The sequence below is a fragment of the Vibrio halioticoli NBRC 102217 genome (genome assembly GCF_000496695.1).
Classification (GTDB): Bacteria; Pseudomonadota; Gammaproteobacteria; order Enterobacterales; family Vibrionaceae; genus Vibrio; species Vibrio halioticoli.
The window spans coordinates 1-18416 of the sequence record NZ_BAUJ01000004.1; the positions used below are offsets into that span (position 1 = coordinate 1).

13 protein-coding genes and 1 riboswitch are annotated in these 18416 nt (G+C 42.7%); of the genes, 5 read left to right on the plus strand and 8 right to left on the minus strand.

The window, feature by feature from the left end; genetic code table 11:
- Positions 1 to 230: 230 nt before the first annotated feature.
- Positions 231 to 390: riboswitch (FMN riboswitch) on the minus strand.
- A gap of 225 nt (positions 391 to 615) precedes the next feature.
- A complete protein-coding gene (locus tag VHA01S_RS01700; protein WP_023402619.1) occupies positions 616 to 2046 on the minus strand; it encodes a sodium-dependent transporter in 1431 nt (476 codons plus the stop codon).
- A gap of 350 nt (positions 2047 to 2396) precedes the next feature.
- Positions 2397 to 3344, minus strand: a complete 948-nt coding sequence (locus VHA01S_RS01710) for a LysR family transcriptional regulator (protein WP_023402621.1) — start codon at positions 3342 to 3344, stop codon at positions 2397 to 2399.
- A 100-nt stretch (positions 3345 to 3444) separates the two neighbouring features.
- Here VHA01S_RS01710 and VHA01S_RS01715 point away from each other — a divergent pair, with 100 nt between their 5' ends.
- Both VHA01S_RS01715 and VHA01S_RS01720 read left to right on the plus strand, forming a co-directional pair.
- Complete coding sequence (locus VHA01S_RS01715; protein WP_023402622.1) at positions 3445 to 4791, plus strand: MATE family efflux transporter; 1347 nt, start codon at positions 3445 to 3447, stop codon at positions 4789 to 4791.
- 113 nt (positions 4792 to 4904) lie between these two features.
- Positions 4905 to 5165, plus strand: a complete 261-nt coding sequence (locus VHA01S_RS01720) for a DUF5062 family protein (protein ID WP_021711953.1) — start codon at positions 4905 to 4907, stop codon at positions 5163 to 5165.
- A gap of 129 nt (positions 5166 to 5294) precedes the next feature.
- On the opposite strand, the gene VHA01S_RS01725 is transcribed toward VHA01S_RS01720, so the two are convergent.
- From VHA01S_RS01725 to VHA01S_RS01740, 4 genes are read right to left on the minus strand one after another with little or no spacing between them, the layout of a single operon-like run.
- The gene (locus VHA01S_RS01725; protein ID WP_023402623.1) at positions 5295 to 6680 is read right to left on the minus strand and encodes an ABC transporter ATP-binding protein; all 1386 of its coding nucleotides are present in this window, start codon (positions 6678 to 6680) and stop codon (positions 5295 to 5297) included.
- Positions 6655 to 7461, minus strand: a complete 807-nt coding sequence (locus VHA01S_RS01730) for an ABC transporter permease (protein ID WP_023402624.1) — start codon at positions 7459 to 7461, stop codon at positions 6655 to 6657. Before VHA01S_RS01730 ends, VHA01S_RS01725 begins: the two co-directional genes overlap by 26 nt.
- Positions 7461 to 8396 (minus strand): ABC transporter permease, encoded by a 936-nt coding sequence (locus VHA01S_RS01735; protein ID WP_119006062.1) that lies wholly within the window; start codon positions 8394 to 8396, stop codon positions 7461 to 7463. Before VHA01S_RS01735 ends, VHA01S_RS01730 begins: the two co-directional genes overlap by 1 nt.
- A gap of 2 nt (positions 8397 to 8398) precedes the next feature.
- Positions 8399 to 9985 carry an ABC transporter substrate-binding protein gene (locus tag VHA01S_RS01740; RefSeq protein ID WP_023402626.1) on the minus strand — a complete coding sequence of 529 codons (1587 nt, stop codon included), beginning with the start codon at positions 9983 to 9985 and terminating at the stop codon, positions 8399 to 8401.
- 368 nt (positions 9986 to 10353) lie between these two features.
- Here VHA01S_RS01740 and VHA01S_RS01745 point away from each other — a divergent pair, with 368 nt between their 5' ends.
- Positions 10354 to 11562 (plus strand): multidrug effflux MFS transporter, encoded by a 1209-nt coding sequence (locus VHA01S_RS01745; protein ID WP_023402627.1) that lies wholly within the window; start codon positions 10354 to 10356, stop codon positions 11560 to 11562.
- A 109-nt stretch (positions 11563 to 11671) separates the two neighbouring features.
- Here VHA01S_RS01745 and VHA01S_RS01750 read toward each other — a convergent pair whose 3' ends face one another.
- Both VHA01S_RS01750 and VHA01S_RS01755 read right to left on the minus strand, forming a co-directional pair.
- Complete coding sequence (locus tag VHA01S_RS01750) at positions 11672 to 13276, minus strand: ABC-F family ATPase (RefSeq protein WP_023402628.1); 1605 nt, start codon at positions 13274 to 13276, stop codon at positions 11672 to 11674.
- Positions 13277 to 13654: 378 nt separating this feature from the next.
- Complete coding sequence (locus VHA01S_RS01755) at positions 13655 to 16492, minus strand: polysaccharide lyase 6 family protein (RefSeq protein ID WP_023402630.1); 2838 nt, start codon at positions 16490 to 16492, stop codon at positions 13655 to 13657.
- Positions 16493 to 17125: 633 nt separating this feature from the next.
- Here VHA01S_RS01755 and VHA01S_RS01760 point away from each other — a divergent pair.
- Both VHA01S_RS01760 and VHA01S_RS01765 read left to right on the plus strand, forming a co-directional pair.
- Positions 17126 to 17416, plus strand: a complete 291-nt coding sequence (locus VHA01S_RS01760; protein WP_023402631.1) for a putative quinol monooxygenase — start codon at positions 17126 to 17128, stop codon at positions 17414 to 17416.
- 204 nt (positions 17417 to 17620) lie between these two features.
- Complete coding sequence (locus VHA01S_RS01765; protein WP_023402632.1) at positions 17621 to 18400, plus strand: glycine betaine ABC transporter substrate-binding protein; 780 nt, start codon at positions 17621 to 17623, stop codon at positions 18398 to 18400.
- Positions 18401 to 18416 lie beyond the last annotated feature (16 nt).

The window sequence follows — 18416 nt, forward strand, 5'->3', positions numbered from 1 at the left end:
ACTAAATAACTGGTCATTCTAGCTTGTTAAAATGCTCGATAACGGCGTTAGAATTTTTGATTGTAGAATAACTACTTATCGAAAAATTCTGCCTTGTTCTCGAGTATTTTTCCTGCGCTAGCTCTGATCACTTACTTAGTGTGATTGGTATAAGGCTAGTGGATGAGTTTACGCAAAACACAAAACCGCCTTAAGTGAGGATCACTAGGCGTCATTGGGTTAAATCAATTGTGTCACTTCTTTCATCCGGACTATAACCGTCGGCTCTGGATTCACACCAGATCTGCTGTCCCTTAATCGCTACTTATAAAGGTAGAGACTAAGGCGCTCGTGGGCTCAAGCTAGGCTTTTACCACCGGTGGGGAGTTTCACCCCGCCCTGAAGTCCGTTTAAAGTATCAAATTTTGTGGATGAGGCAAATCTGTTTATTGAGATTGTGGGTATTTGTTGGTGGGGGGAAAACCAATCAGCCCCTCTTATTTAAAACCAATGCAGTGATAAACAAACACCTAACGCAAAAAAGGAGTTCAATAATGAACTCCTTTTATTCAGCACCACAAAGCCACGATGATTTGACCGTGAGGTTTAAATTGCGATCATTAACTAGACTAGAGCTTAAAGCTTCTTAGAAATCAGCGCCGTGCTACCGATAATAACCAAAGCCAAAATCATGATAGCGCCTTTGCCGCTTTCAAATCCGCTCAATATGCCCGCACAAGCTACCACGGCAACCGCAAATGGAATCACGTATTTAACTAGGTTGTACCAAAGGCCAAACAGAGGGAAAGAGACTTTGCCATTGTTGGTGATTTCTTTTTCCAAATCGATACGATTTAAACGCCAGCCCGCAAAGATACAGATAAACATGCCGCCAACCGCTAGGAATACTTTATCAGTCAGAAGGTCGAAAATATCAAACACGCCTGTATCGAACAGTTTTGGTCCAATGCCACCAAGAGAGAGTGACGCAAATACACACATCACAGCCATTACGCAACTTGCAGAAAGTACCGCTGTTACACGTTTCATGCCTTTTTCTTCAATAAGGTAAGAAACCACAACTTCAAGTAGTGAAACAGAAGAGGTCAGTGCCGCTACTGTTAGGCCGACAAAGAACATCAGGGCAAATAGCAAACCTACGTGTCCCATTTCAGCAAATAGCTGTGGCACAACAACGAATACTAGGCCTGGGCCTGCTGCCGGTTCCATGTTAAAGGCAAACATTGCAGGGAACATGGCGATACCTGCCAGTAATGCAACTGCGGTATCCATGCCAACAACCATACCTGTGGTTTGTACTAGGTTTTCTTTCTTCTTCAGGTAGCTACCATAAGTAATCATCGCGCCCATACCTAGAGATAGAGAGAAGAAGGCTTGACCAAGTGCGGCCAGTACAACATGGCTGTCTACTTTGCTGAAATCAGGTTTAAACAGGAACTCAAGACCGGCACTTGCGCCCGGTAGTGTAAGCCCTTTAACCGCAACTACGATAAGGATAAGGAACAGTAGAGGCATAAGGATCTTGCCTGCTTTTTCTATACCACCTGAAATGCCTTTACTCACAATCACAATGTTGAGGACTAGGTAAGCTGCCATCCATAGTAGTGGCTGCACAGGATCAGAAATAAATCCGCCGAAGCTGTCACCGATGGCTTCTGGAGTATCGAGTAAGCCAGTGGCTATCTTTGGTACGTAGGCCAGTGCCCAACCGCCGACAACTGGGTAAAACCCCATGATTAATAGACCACTAAGCACGCCGATAATACCGACAAAACTCCAACGTTTATCCGTAGATTTAAAAGAGCCTACGACAGAGCGACTTGTATGACGACCGATGGCAAATTCTGTTAGCATGACACTAAAACCAATCACAATAACAAAGGCAAGATAGATAAGTACAAAAGCACCGCCACCGTTTTCACCAGCTGTGTATGGGAATTTCCAAATATTACCAAGACCAACAGCCGAACCTGCTGCTGCCATTACAAATCCAAGTTTTGAACCCCAGTTATCACGAGGGGCTGCGGTTGTATTTCCAGTCGCCACAATGTCTCCAAATTATCTGTTATGTGTAGAACTAGGCGCTAAAAAAGAGAGTGTAAACAAAAGTGTACACTTATATAAAAATTAACTCACGCTCTAGGTGTGGCAAGTTAATCAGTTTGTAGGTAAAGTTGAAACCCTGAAAATTGTATTTATGAGCGCTTGATTTGAAAAATGTGATCAAGAGCTTATTTATTGTGTAAATCTTTGTTTATTCCCCTTCCTCCGCATTGTAAAAGCCTTTTCTAATTTCAGTAAGATATTGATATTTATAAAATGCGACTGAATATTCACTTTAACCTCATAAATATCCCGTTCAATTATTATTGTGATAAAACCCACCTTTCTATGGGCTAAGTCTGCACCATATACCATTCAAAATCATGGCTAAGCCTTTGTAATGTATCGAGCTCTTTCTTTGTCTCACTTTGTATCCATTGGCTTATGTCGGCGACGATAGTTGACGTGCTTCTGCAATGGCAAAAGTATTGCCAAGCGCTGGGCTGAATTTGTGCTTTGTTAGGGCAAACTAGATAGCCATGTTCTAGCTCTGGCAAGATGAGCAGTAAATCAGTCACGGTGACGCCTTGTCCTGATAAGCAGGCACTTAATGCCAGATCTAAGGTAAAGAAGGTGGTATTGCGCACCTTAATGGCATCTTGATGCCCAACAGTGCTGAGCCATGTTTTCCAATCGTGATGATCAAGGGTAGGGTGCAAGCGAGGCAAACGCAGTAGGGCATCAAAATTGGGGTCATGGGCATATAACTCTTGTGAGCATACTGGAGCCATATACTCATCTCTTAAAAAGAGCACATCGCTGCGATCTTTATAACGATGAGGCACGCGTGAATTTAAGATCAATAGGTCATAGTCGGTTGAGCTTAGCGCTTCGTCTTCTTCAATGGTTGGGATCACCACAATTTCATACTCAGGGTAACGCTCTTGTAACTGCTGGATCTTAGGCAATAAGGATCGCGTGGCATAACTTAACGCCGCTTTTATTACGATGCGCTTTTGTGTCTCAGGTCGCCACGACTCAAGTAGTGTCTGTATGTTTTGATAGTTTCTTTGCAATACAGCAAACAATTCACTGCCTTGCGCCGTCAACTCGATACTGCGATGTTTGCGGATAATAAGGTTAACCCCAATCCCTTGTTCCAACTGCTTTATTTGGCGACTGACGGCACTTTGCGTGACATTTTGCTCGTTGGCGGCTTCGGTAAAGCTTAAGTGCCTTGCCACACTTTCAAACATTTTTAGGCTGTTGTGAGAATAGGGAATGTCTGGATACGATTTCATTGTAACTTCACATGACTTCAAGTAATGCCAAGAGGCGTAAATGTTAATTGAATGCTAGCTCAATAATCATTACTTTGGCTAGCTATTCAATGAGGTCATTATGAAAAACATTTTAAAATTGGCGTTGCCACTTACATTATCCCAACTCATCGGTATGGCATTGGTGCTCACCGACGTATGGATGATGTCTCACATTAGTGTCGCTGATTTGGCTGCTGGTGGACTGGGTGCTTCGGTGTATTCGTTTGTTTTTCTTGTGGCAGGAAGCATTGTCGGTTGTGTCGCCAACCTAATTGCGATTGCTTATGGACAAAGTATTGCCCGTCCGGAGTTTGGTCATCAGCAGATACGTTTTGCAGTAAAAGGGGCGGTCATGCTTTCTGTACTATTAAGCATCGCCCTCACGTTCAGTTTTCATTTTGCGCCACAATTGTTAATCGAGGCGAAGCAATCACCTGAAGTAGTTGCCGTCGCAATGCAATATTTGAATGCGCTTAAATGGGCCATGTTGCCTACTTTATTGCTATTGGTACTCAGAGGATTAACCAGCACTTTTGGTGATGTACGCTCTGTGATGATCATGTCTATTATTACGGTGTTCATCAATGTACCCATTAGTTACTTCATGGCCTTTAATTTGCAGTGGGGCATTGCCGGGCTAGGTTATGGCACCGCGTTATCGGCTTGGATTGTGCTTTTAGGTTACGGATTTTGGGTATTTCGCCAACATAAATACCTGCGATTTTCTCCTTGGATAAATACCGATGAATACTCAGCAAAACTGCTATTACCTATGCTAGCCATGGGAAGCCCAATTGCGTTAGCCGCTTTACTAGAGCATGGGTTGATTTATGGCGGCACCTTGATGGCAGGAAGTATCAGCGTGGCATCTTTGGCGTTACACCAAATTATGTTGCAGTGCTTATCCTTTACTTGGAATGTGAATTTTGGCTTTGCTCAAGCATCAGCCATTTTGGTGGGTAAAGAATACGGCGCCAATAACTTTGCGGGCATCAAGAAAATAGCCAGTAAGAGCTTTATTGCAGTCACTATATTAAGCCTAGTGATTGCCAGTGCCTTTGCGATTTGGCCCGAAGTGATTGCTAATTTATTCCAACTCGATAGTGGCAGCAGTCACGAGCTTAGCGATATGCTGGTTTCTGTCATCTGGGTAGTGGCGTTGTGCTTTGTCGTAGATGCATGGCAATTGCTTGCCATTAACCTACTGCGCGGCATGAAGATAGTCGTGGTCCCTACCATTATAACGGCAATTGGCTACTGGGTATTTGGTCTTCCTGCTGCTTGGTTTTTGATGAAAAGTTACGGCCTAGCGGGCATTTGGGGCGGGATTGGCATTGGACTTGGCGTAACCGGTATATTGCTGTTACTTGTGCTTATTTTTGAAACTCGACGTATTGGATTAGTGAAATTAGTGCCGGCGCTATAATTTGTGTATGCATGACACTTTTGGGTGCTTTCCTAACTTGAGATCTAGATATACGTGTAAGCTTTCTGGTTTGGTATACTCATTCTTAAATCAATACAAAGGATGAGTTTACTATGTCAAAAACCGCTAAGATCCATAACGAAGACAAGCTAGTTAAAAAAGCAATAGAAGTCGGTTTTAAGATGGCAAAGATGCAAGGGTTTGATTTGCCAAGTTCGACACAGCCTTTAAAAGTACAATCTGTCTACCTATTCTTAGTCGGCGTAAAACAAATCGCCCCTCTCCCAGAAGACAAACAAGACGGCCCAAACATCAAAAAACGCCTAGCCCTATGGATGCACAAAGCACTCCCAGACAACGACCCCCTAAAATAACAGGCTCTCATTGCGGGGTCAGGTCTTGAAATTTGCACTTATCATACTTTTAAGGCTTGAATGGATGAACGATGTTTCTTACTTTTGAATTCGATAACTAAAGCAAGAAACATCGTTAAATAGGCAGATTTAATGAAGCTGAATCACCGAGTCACATCGTTTCGCAATAAGCTCGGGGTCATGACTGACCATCAATAATGCACAGCCTTGTTCTTTTGCTAGGTTGACCAATAACTCGGTCACTTCTTTGGCAATGATAGGATCAAGACGAGACGTGGGTTCATCGGCAAATAGAAACACGGGCTCTAGCAACAAAGCGCGTAAAATCGCAAAGCGTTGCAGTTCACCTCCTGAAACAGCGGTACTTTTCCTCTCTAATAATTCTGGATCTAATTTAAGCTTTTGCATGAGAGGTGAGATTTTTGCTCGGTCTAATTTATGCAGTTTGACCAGGTCGTCAAGCAATGTCCCCAAGGTGACACTGGCAGTAAAAGCCGAAGGTGGATCTTGAAATAGCTTTTGCCATTGGTAAGGTTTATCGCCACGTGTTAACTTGTGGATGTTGCCACTCAAAGCAGGTAAAAGCCCAAGTAAAGTATCGCCTAAGGTGCTTTTACCGCAGCCACTGTCTCCGACAACACCCATCACTTCACCGGCATGTAAAGTTAAGTTGATGCTGTGTGATAAAGGCTGGTGGTTGCGACCAATAGCCAGTTTGCTAACGTCTAATATCGGCTTACCTAAAGGCTGAGTGTGATTAAGTTTATCCCAATGACGAGGGTCAGCCGCAATCAATGCTTTGGTATATGGATGCTTTGCAGAAGTTAGAATTTGTTGAGCGCTACCTTGTTCAACTACCACACCCTCTTTCATGACTATAATATCGCCACCGAGTTGACGGGCAACTTCAATGTCATGAGTGATGGTCAGTAATCCCCCCCCTTGAGAGCTCTGTTGCAGCAATTGAATAATGTCATTTCGACGGCTGAAATCTAAACCTTTGGTCGGCTCATCCGCTAAAATAAGTCTAGCTCCGCCGGCGGTTGCAGCGGTAACCGCCAGACGTTGTGCCATACCGCCAGAAAGCTGGCCTGGACGCTTAAATGCACTCTCTTTTAATCCCACTTTTTCGAGGTCAGCAATCGAGGCATTAAACGCATCTTCCGCGCATTTTGTATGTATCTCTTCATACACTTCCGATACTTGTTGATAGCTAGGCATTAATGGATCTAAGGCTCGCCATGGCTCTTGTGGCAACATAATCATTTGTCGTCCCCACAATTTACTCAAGCTTGTTTTGCTGTGTTGCTGAGTAAAAACTTCAACTTGGCCAAATTGTTGTAACGACTCAGGAAGTAACCCAATAATCGCTTGTGCAAGAAGGCTTTTCCCTGAACCGGTTTGCCCAAGAATCGTTAATGGACGGTCTTGATACAACTCAAGCGATAGTGGTTGTAACAGTGTGACGTCGCCAATACTAATGGAGAGTTCAGTCAGACGAATTAATGGATTCACGGCGAGTACCTGCTAAAAGATGAAAACCTAAGACCAACAGCGCCACCACAATAAGAGGCTGGGCTAATACCCATGGAGCTTGTACATAATAAGGAAAGAGCTCAACACTCATTAATCCTAATTCGGCAAGGGGAGGCTGAATACCGACCGACACAAAACCTAAAGAGGCCATCATCAAAATGGCATTGGCTCCTCCAAATGCGGCCATGGTAAAGACCGAAGGTGACAGCGTTGGCCAAATATGACGTTTGAACTGATACCATTTTGCAAAGCCCATCATGGCTGAAAGTTGTCTTTCTGGGCTACTAATCAGAGTTTTGGTGATTGCTCTGGTGACGCGATAATATTCCACCCATTGTACTAGAGCAATGGCCAGAAAAAGCACCAGAAATGAACCTGGAGCAATGGCTGATAGCAGCAGAACGAGAACTAATCCTGGCAGCGCTAATAGAATATTCACTATAACGTCCAGACCTTGCTCAATTCGACCTCCAGACCAAGCCGAACAAACGCCAAGGGCAACCCCAAGAATGGATGATGTAAATACACACAACAAACTTAGCGAGAAAGAAAGTGCTATGGCACTGGCTACGCGCGTTGCCATATCACGACCAAAATGGTCCGTTCCTAGCCAATGTTCACTATTTGGCAGCATAAGACGCATGGATAAATTTTGTTCTTCAATGCTATAGGGTGATAGCCAGCCAGTCACAATAGAAAATGCAAATAAGCTCACTAAAATAAGCAAACCCATTTGTTGATTGAAGGTTATTTTTGTCATCATTGTTCTTGTTGCCCTCGCGGATCTATCCAGTAGCACATTAGGTCTATTACGCCGTTAAGCAGTACAAACAATATTCCCATAGTCAGAGCGCAGCCTTGAATTACCGGTATATCACGAGCAAAAATAGCGTGCGCTAAGCCATGACCGACTCCAGGCCAAGAAAATAACGACTCAATCATAACGATACCTTCAATGACGCCCACCAGTTGAATACCAATAAAGGCGATGACTGGAACCGCGATATTGCGTATGCCATGTCTGATAAAGGTTTGTAAGTTGGAGAGCCCTTTAACACGAGAAAACTGGTAAAAAGGGGACTGCAATACTTTTAATACACTGCTATGCACCACGCGGTTAGAAACGGCGGCTAAGCTAATCGCTAGGGTTAAACTCGGTAGTACCAAATGCTTCCATGAGCCAAAGCCGGCCACAGGAAATAGTTGAAAATTCATCGCAAAAATAACAATTAACACTAGCCCTAGCACAAATACCGGCAAAGCTTTAACAGCGGTGGAAATCCAGACTAACACCGTATTGATGAGCCCACCTTTTTGTGCCGACCAAATACCTAGAGGCAGTGCAATAAGGGCCGATAGTGAGATCCCAACGAGCGCCAATAAAAGAGAATGCCCCAGCTGATGTTGCACGGTTTCAATCACAGGCAAACCACTAACCAGCGAATGCCCTAGATTGAATTGCAATAGGTCGCCAAGCCAACTTAGATAGCTATGCACCCAACTTTCACCTAATTGCAGTTCTTGCCTTACTATTTCAGCGGCAGCGCTATCAACATTGTCTTGTCCGTAACGACTGGCCGCAATACGATAGGCCATATCACCGGGTAAACTGCGCATCAAGATGAAGGTGAGCGTACCCACCCCCCATGCCACAAGAATGAGCTGATAGACCCGCTTTTTAAGCAAGTTCCATATCATTAGTTAATTTCCATCTGATTGATAAAGTAACTGCGCTCAAACGGGTCAAAATGAAAGTTTTGAACTCGACTGTTTACCGACGTGTGCTGACTGTAGCTAGAAATAGGCAGTACTGGATAATCGTTATGGATAGCCAATGCTACTTTTTGGCTCAGCAGTCTGCTTTGCGCTGCATCGCTGGTTTGGAGCAGTTCGGACATTGCATTGTCCACCACAGGGTTATGCCAGTTCATTGTTCCCCAATCGCCACCACCGTTTGAGAAATCGCTGCTCATAATCGGCAGAGGATCAGCTATAAAACCGAAGTTGCGGGCAATAAGTGCCACTTCTAGTGAACCGTCAGAGTGCCCGGCGGGAATCATGCTTGAATTCGTGACGTTGATTTTAAGGGTAACGCCTAATTTAGCCCACTGAGCTTGAATAGCCGTCGCAACTGTTGTCAATTCAGGGCGATCGGCATAGGTAATTAAAGTCAGTTCGAAAGGTTTTCCATCGCGAGTAAGAACGCCGTTGTCGTTACTTTTCCAGCCCAATTGAGACAGTAAAGCTTTTGCTTGGCTCAGATTAAACTCATCTGATGGTAAGTCTTGGATATACCATTTAGACATAGATTTTGGCAATAACTGGGTGGTTTGAGAGCCAGGAGAGTGCAGGACATTGTTGGCAATTGAACTGCGATTGATCGCCATGCTAAGAGCTTGTCGAGCCTGCACTTCTTTTAGATACGGGTGCTGACTATTAAGCTTTACAAATAAGGTTCGAGGGATCAGGTTACTGTGCACCGTAACATTTTCGCCACCATCAAGTTGTCCAATCATCGAAGGGTCTAAGGTAAAGACAATATCCGCTTCTCCAGATTTAGCTTGAAGAATACGGCTCTCTGCTCGGTGACCCGTTAAGTAAGAAGCAAACGGAATCTGGCCTTTTTTACCCCAGTAATGCTCATAGTGTTTTACGACAAGTTTATGTGGAGGAGAGAACTGTTCGATTTGATACGGGCCTGTGCCATACAACGCAACAATATCCCCGTTTTCTGCATACGATGCGCTAGATAAAATAGCGGTAGAATAGTTAGTCAACAATGCGGTAAATGCTATGTATGGTTGGGCCAATTGAATGCGAATTTGATGCTCGCCAACCGTGTCTATTGTTTCGATTTCGGCTTTACTTAACGTGCCGTGTTTTTGCATCGCAAAGTGCAGGCTTTTTAGTACAGACTGAGTATCCATACTCGTACCATCTTGAAATTGCACGTTTTCTCTGAGGGTGAATAACCAATTAAGACCATCGTCACTCACTTGCCATTTGGTGGCTAACCCTGGAATTATCTCGCCTGTATCACTAACGTTCAACAAGGTTTCAATGACTTGCATTCGAGTCAAAATATAGCCTTGTTTAGCAGGATCTAAGCTTGAGATCTCCCATGGTCCACTAATCGATAGAGTATTGGATTTTTGTGGAGTGAGCTCTGCTTGCGGGCTAGATGAAAACCAGAAAATACCGCCGATTATAATGATGGCAATTAACAAACTAGCGCGAACAATACGCTTTTTTCTAGCAACTGATGAGTACGAAATATTGGTCATAACAATCCTATTGTATTTAGTTCAGTGGAATATCAGTGACCAGTGCCAACAAGTGTATTAAAAAGAAACAGCGATCACAGAAATTTCAGCTATGTTATAACATAACATTGGGGTCAGGTCTTGAAATTTGCAACTATGTAGGTGCAATAAGATGGTTAGGCGTGTTATTGAAGAAAGAAAGGAGCAGGTGTGGCTGGCGACACTATAATGTCTTATAAGATCAAGTTAATAGCGTATTTGTGCTGTTGTTAGCAGTTTTTTAAACCTAGGTATGCTCGTTAATCTAGATACTTGATTGACACTGATGTGACTTAAGCTCAAAATCCCTCCGAATTTACCTAGCTTAAACTTTGATATAGAGATTTATTTTGACAAAAAACCAACCTATTCTTGGTCATAAAGGCACATTGTTCTTTTTAGTTATTATCAGTGCTTTTCCTCCGTTAACGACCGATTTGTATCTACCTGCATTGCCACAAATGGTCGAAATTTTAAATACGACCCAAGTAATGGTAAACCTCACCCTCAGTGTTTACTTTGTCACTTATGCAGTCGGCTTACTCTTCTGGGGGCCATTGAGTGAAAAGTTTGGACGCAAACCTATATTGTTGATTGGGCTTGGCGTATATATGTTGGCAAGTGTACTTTGTGCTATTGCCTTTAATATCGATATTTTAATTGGTGCAAGGTCTCTACAAGCCTTTGGTGGCAGTGCTATCACTGTGGTGGCAACGGCAATCGTTAAAGATATGTTCAGCGGTCGCGAGCGCGAAAAAATCATGGCGACCATTATGTCTTTGGTGATTATTGCGCCTATGGTCGCGCCAGTCATAGGGGCACTATTATTGAAAGTCGCTTCTTGGCATATGATGTTTGTGTTTTTAGCCTCTTTTGGGCTTGTCGCAACGCTAGTGGCGCTTTGCTACACCGAGACGTTAGAGCATCGTTATGAAGGGTCGATGCTGCGTTCATGGAGTCGACTCATCACTGTGTTTAAAAATCCACACTTTGTGGCTCTACTTGCAATATTTTCTCTTACACCCATGGCGCTGATGGCGTTTTTAGCAGCCGGTTCTTATATTTACATTAATGGCTTTGGTTTGACTGAGCAGCAATTTAGTTACGCTTTTGCATTTAACGCGCTGTTTGCCTCGTTTGGCCCGACGATTTACATGAAAGTGTCCAAGCGTGTTCGTACGCAAAGCATCATCACGGCATGTTATGTCATGATTGCATTATTGGGTGTGTTAACACTTACCATTGGTCATCTATCGCCTTGGATATTCGCCTTTATTGCTGCGCCAATTACCATGGCAATTATTACAACGAGAATTCCTGGTACTAATTTAATGTTGGATCAGCAAGAGAAGGACACAGGTTCTGCCGTTGCGATTATTCAGTTTAGTAGCATGATGGCGGGTTCTTTAGGGATGGTGTTGGTTTCACTTCGTCAGCAAGCGCTTATCGAAGATCTTGGTTTGATTCAGATTGGAGTAGGGTGTTTGGGATTAGTCATGTGGCTATTAGTGAAAAACCGCGATTTTGTGACTCGCAATATCATTAATAGCAAAAAGTAGCTTCAGATATTTATAGAAAAAGACCTGATTTGTGACAATCAGGTCTTTTTTTATTGGCAATGCTTAATGAAGGGGCAGGCTGCAAATTTCAAGACCTGACCCCGCAAGTTTAGGCTATCGCGAGCTCTTTCTTTTGGTGAGCTAAGTACTCGTCGTAGGTGCCTTGGAAGTTAACTAGCTTTTTATCTTTTACGTCGATAATTGAGGTTGCCAATGATGAAACAAATTCACGGTCATGGCTGACAAAGATAAGTGTACCTTGGTACTCCTTCAATGCGTTGTTTAGCGCTTCGATGGCTTCCATATCCATGTGGTTGGTTGGTTCGTCCATGACCAGTACGTTGATGTCTTGCATCATTAACTTGCCAAATAACAGACGGTTTTTCTCACCACCCGAGCAGTTTTTTGCTTTTTTGTTGGCATCGTCAGCGGTGAACAGTAAACGACCTAGAATGCCTCGCACCATAAGATCATCGTGTTTGACGGTGCGCCATTGTGAAATCCAATCAAAGATAGACAGGTCATTGTCAAAATCTGCGGTACTGTCTTGCGGGCAATAGCCGATTGAGGCGTTTTCTGACCATTTCACCACGCCTTGGGTTTGTTCTAGTTCATTGACTAGGCAGCGTAATAATGTGGATTTACCGACGCCATTTTCTCCGATCACTGCTAGGCGAGTACCGGCTTCAAGCAGTAAATTACCTTGTTCAAATAGCAGTTCATCGTCAAATGCATGCCCTAGATCTTGCAGTTCTAGTGCAAGTCGATGCAGTTTTTTACCTTCACCAAAGTCGATAGAAGGACTGATGCGGCTAGAAGACTTAACCTCGTCTAGCTTGATTTTATCCATCTTTTTAGCTCGTGAACTGGCTTGTTTAGCTTTAGAAGCATTTGCGCCAAAACGGTTCACAAAGTCTTGCAGTTCGTTAATTTCAGCCGCTTTCTTGGCATTACTTGCTAACAACTGTTCACGAATAAGGCCCGATGCTTCAAGGAAGTATTCGTAGTTACCTGGATAAATACGAAGCTCGCCGTAATCGATATCAGCCATGTGGGTACAGACAGAGTTAAGGAAGTGACGGTCATGCGAGATAATTATCATGGTGCACTTACGTTGATTGAGCTCTTCACCTAGCCAGTTAATGGTGTGGATATCCAAGTTGTTGGTAGGTTCATCAAGTAGCAAAATATCTGGGTTAGCAAACAAGGCTTGCGCGAGTAACACACGCAGCTTCCAACCGGGCGCCACTTGCTGCATCAAGCCGAAGTGAAATTCTTCTTCAATGCCAGCTTGCAGTAATATGTCCCCAGCGCGGCTTTCTGCTGTGTAGCCATCCATTTCAGCAAATTCGCTTTCAAGCTCCGCAACTTTCATCCCATCTTCTTCGCTCATTTCTGGCAAAGAATAAATACGTTCACGCTCTTGTTTGATTTCCCAAAGCTTACGGTCACCCATGATCACAACGTCGATAACATTGTATTGCTCAAACGCAAACTGGTCTTGGCTTAATACGCCAAGTTTAAGCCCTGGAGTAATCGACACATTACCAGAGCTCGGTGTTAATGCACCACTTAGGATTTTCATAAAGGTTGATTTACCACACCCATTTGCGCCAATTAGGCCATAGCGGTTGCCGTTACCAAACTTAGCAGAGATGTTTTCAAATAACGGCTCTGCGCCAAATTGCATGGTGATGTTTGCGGTAGATATCAAAGAAGAATTCCTAGGTATTAAAGTTGGAAACTGCCAATCAAAGGCAATGAATTTAGAGGCGACGAATTATACAGACTTATCACACAAAAGACAGTTATGAGATGTAAGTCACAAGCGGGGTCAGGTCTTGAAATTTGCACGGAAGGGCTGTTTATGGAGGATATACCGTCAATAGGGTGGCAAATAAGTTACAGGGGTCAGGTCTTGAAATTTGCAAGAAAGGACTATTTATAAAAGATGTATTGCCAACGCTGATTTAAATGGTTGGTGTGTTGAACATAAAATAGAAGATAAGTCGGTGCAAATTTCAAGACCTGACCCCCTAAATAAAAAATGCCGCTCACAGGAGTGAACGGCATGGCTTTGTTGATGATTTACTTATTCAGCTTGTTGAGGTTTTTGGTCCATACGAGTTGCAGCACGTATTTCATCAAAACTTGCGGTTAAATCATCGCTTGCTTTGGCTTCGTAAGAAACGGCGAAGTTATCTAGACGCACTTCAAATTTATTTTTTTGATAGAAGCTATCGGTTTTAATTTGATCGTTGGTCAAACTGCCGTCTTTGTCGACTATCATGTTGGCAAAGAGTTCGATGCTAGTATTGTCACCAGTATTAAATGTAGTGGTGACTTTTTTGAAGCAATCTTTGTTCGAACCTTCTGGTGCGTTGGCTAGGTCTTTGTTATGCGCAAAATCTTCTTTTAGTAATGTTCCTTTAAGAGATTCAGCAGCTACTGTACGTGCGCCAAAGCCAAGGGTTGCAAGGGATTTATCCCCCATTTTGTCACAGTAGTACATAGAGAATGTCACATCTGTGTTGGTTGGTAATCCACTGACAACACGAGTTACACTAGGTTGTGCAGTAAAGTCATTTTTGGCATCGATATTGTTGCCATCCTCATCTGTACCATTAATGAAGCGTAAACGAATAGACCCTTCGCCAGAGAAGGCGCTGTCTTTAGAACCACCTACTTCACCTAGGCCTGCAACACTGTCTTCATGCTCGACCCAGTTTTCTCTATCGCCTTTGTAGTATTGAGTGAAGTCACCATCAACTAGAGGTGCATTTACGGTTACTGTTTCAGGAATACCTAGAGATACAGTCACTGTGTCATTTGAGCCAGTATCAAACGGTACTCTTACCCATTTGTATTGTTCGCCTTTCACATCACCTTTGGTGCTTGCAATGCCATCAACTGAAAGTTTGTAGTTACCTTTCACAAATGCACTTAATTCGTAGTGATGGTTTGGCATAACAGTAATATCCTGATGCATAAAACCATTGTCGCTAAGTGTAAGTGTTTGACCAGAAAAGGCTTCTGCACCTGTCACTGTGTAACCGCCTTGACCTTGCCAATCTTCTAACCAGTTGTCAAAGGTGCTATTTTTGATGTCTGCGGTGACAACTATTGGGCTTGGTTTGGTGACTCTATAAGTCACTGGACCTACATCTTTATAGGTTAATGGCGCAACAGTACGAGTGGTTGCATTTCTTTCATCGGCACCAATAGTGGTCATCGCACTACGCAACTGTCCATCCATGTCATAAGTAGGCGCTGTGAAGTTGCGGGTAACGTGCAATGTAGCATCTAAGTTTGGTGTGTTGGCTGTTGGACGATATAGGTGGTCGCCTTGTGTATTACGTTCAAGCTCAGCAGACGCAAAGCTATTTTGACTGGCGAGTTGAGACTGTTTTATACCATCGCTATCCGCGAATTGATTACCAGAGAATATATTGCCTAAGATTTCTGAGTTAGGTGGTAGGCCACGATCAGAGCTTTTGAAGATAGGGCCAATCGCTTTCTCAATAATATTGTTTTCGATGAACACATTTTGAGGCTGTGTTTTTTTACCGCCGCCATCTAAGTTCAAGCTGTTTACACTGTCGACGATAGTGTTGTGTGCGATATGAACATTTTCAACTTGTTGATAGCCGTTGTCACCATCACCTGCACCATCAGAGCCTAATAGAACAATACCACCATGGTGAGTTGTACTTAGGTAACGTGCGCCATCGATGTAGTTATTTTGGATAACATGTCCGTTATCAACGATACGAATACCACCGGCAAGAGGATAGCCTTCGCCTAAAATAAAGTTGTTTTCGATATTGTTATCGTGACCATGACGGTTAGTAAGTGAACCATTACTGTTTCTTATGGTATTGAAACTAATAGTGTTTTCACTGGCTTTGTTAGAGATAACTTCCGCTTCACCTTGGATATTTTCAAACAAGTTACCAACAACAAAAGAGTGACTGGCTTGTTCGTGAGTTTCACTTAAGCCGGTACGAATAGCTTCGTAGTTATTGTCTTGTGCACCAGCATAAATTTTGCCATCAGCGGGAGCACGGTTGGCAATGTAGTTTTTATAAACCACGATATTGTGCGCTCTTTGTTCGTCAGTCAGACCTTTTTCACGCACTAATGAAACCATAGGGTTAGCGGATGTTTTACCGCTTAGAATACTGTGATCAAACCAGTTACCATCACCATATAGTTTAACTAGGTTACCGGCTTTGCCTTGTCCTGTTCGTTTGTCTATTACAGTTTTTGGATCAATAACTGAAATCTCAGTAATACGACAATCTGTACAAGTAGTATTGTCATGACCACGAGTATTGATCATTGCACTTTTATAAGTGATGTCTTTAAATACTAAACCTTGAAGTCGACTATGTTCGCCATTTAACGAGATAGAAATAACACCATCTTTAATAATTGCTTTACCTGAGTGTTCAGCGGCAACAGTCATGCCTCTTACCACTCTTAGGTCAAGGTCATCACTATATTCCCCATCGGCTAAACATAGCGTAGAACCTGCTGCTAAAGTCTCTGGATGTCTTTCGGAATCCTTAGCAACCTTTTCTAAATCATCTAATGAGTTAAATACCTTGTCACATTTTACTTCAGGGATTTTAGTCACCCCTTCAGGAATACCGGTTGATCTAAAAGCCGCGTCATTTGCTTCAAATTTACTAATAGGCAGAGTCGGTGTTTGCACAATATCGGTTGCAGGTAAAATCTCGGCCATTTGTGGGACTTCTGTTGATGGTCCAATTTGTGCTGCGTCAACCACCTCAGTAGCCGGTGTAAGTTTGGTTGAATTAGTCTGTACAGCAGCAGTACTAGTTGGTGCTTTAACAGCTTGTTGAGTTTCGCCATTACACCCAACGAGTGCTAAGCCAATTAATATAGCTAATGTTTTTCTTTTCATATTCGTGACCTCTTGTAATATTTATTTACAATATATTACGCTTGGGTCTTCGCTAAACAGTGATATATATCTTATTTTTATTTCTGATAAAGTCTTTAATAACATGTGTTTACTGTGATTATCCTTTATTTTTCCTGTAAAAACAGATATTTAGATTATTACTGCCTGTCACTTCATTTCTTGTATTATTTTAATATATATGTGATAAAGATCTCTATTTTATAATTATCGAATATATTGAAATGGTAGAGGTTATTTTATCCATGATTTAGGATAAATATCCCTAATAATATTCTAATATTTATGCATGTTAAGAAATGTAATTTATTTAATTAAATAAAAGATATAAGGTTAGACTTAAAAATCCCAATAGATAAAAGCCTCTTCCTGCTTAACCCCTAAAGCATGCAAATTTCAAGACCTGACCCCGTTGAATAATTATCTCAAAGTGCGGGGTCAGGTCTTGAAATTTGCAGTGTCGTGATTAATGGGTCTTTGTAATTCCATTATCAATTAAAATTTGATAATAATTCAATCATTCGCGTGTTTACGTATTTTATTAGGGCTTCTATTCTATATGCATACCTTTGAGGCATGTCGCTTCATTTGCAGATAATTATAGAGAGACATCAAATGACTAAACTGACTATCATCGCCAACATCGTAGCGAACTCAGATAAAATTGAATTGGTAAAAGCAGAGTTATTAAAGCTGATTGAGGTGACTCGTGCAGAAGAAGGTTGCATCAACTACGACTTACACCAAGACAATGAAAATCCAGCTCATTTTACTTTCTATGAGAACTGGGCATCTCGTGAACTATGGCAAACACACATGGGTAACACTCACTTGGCTGAATATATGGCCGCAACGGAAGGCGCAGTTGCGAGCTTTACGTTAAATGAAATGACTCATATAGCGTAACTAATTGCAGTAAGTGTGGCTTGTCCTAGCGCGCTATAAAAATAAGCCTATCCTACTAAACGTATCTTGCGTTATTTGAGAATATTAATTGTGCTTGATAGTGTCACTTGCTGATCTGGGTGGAATTTTCCGCCCAGAAGATCGAGTCATTCCAAAACACTATTCAGCACGATAATCCACCGCAATATCCACCAGAGTGTATTTATGTCTAAACAAATCAAAATGGGGGTTACTGACCTCTCTTTTCATCGCATCACCGCTTCTATTGTTAGCCATGTGTTGAGTGATATGGGGTTTCAGGTGCAGCGTATTTATTCACCGCATCAACAGAACTTTGCTAAGTTAAAATCGGCTGAAGTGGGAATGATTGCATCGGCTTGGTTGCCATCAAGTCACGGCATTTATAAAGCTGATGTAGAGCAAGTCGAGCCTTTAGTTGAGCTAGGGTTACACTACGAACCTTACGCACATTGGGGTGTGCCTGATTATGTCCCTGAACAATCAGTCAAAGAAGTAGCAGATTTACTCAAGCCCGAAGTTTTAGCGCGTATGAATAAAGATATTCAAGGCATTAATGCAGGGGCAGGGATCACTCGTTTTTCCATTCAAATGATGGAAGAGTATGGTTTGAGTGCTGCGGGTTATCGTTTTCATACCGGCACAGAGCAAGATTGCTTTAGCGCGTTTGAACAAGCTGTGGCTGAGAAACAGTGGCTAATTGTGCCGTTATGGAAGCCGCAATTTTTACACCATAAATACGCGATCAGAGAAGTGATTGAGCCTAAAGGCTTGTTAGGAATTGTTGACCGCGCTGTATTGCTGCTGCGTGAAGACCAAGCGAAAGTCTTCTCTCAAGATCAGCTAGATATCTTAGATAGCTTAAGATTCTCAAATGAAATCATTGCTGAGCTTGATTATAAAGTCTCTCGCGAAGGGCGCGAAATTGATCAGGTGACGCGAGAGTGGTTAGACGCGCAGTCTTAAACTGAGATGAGTGGGG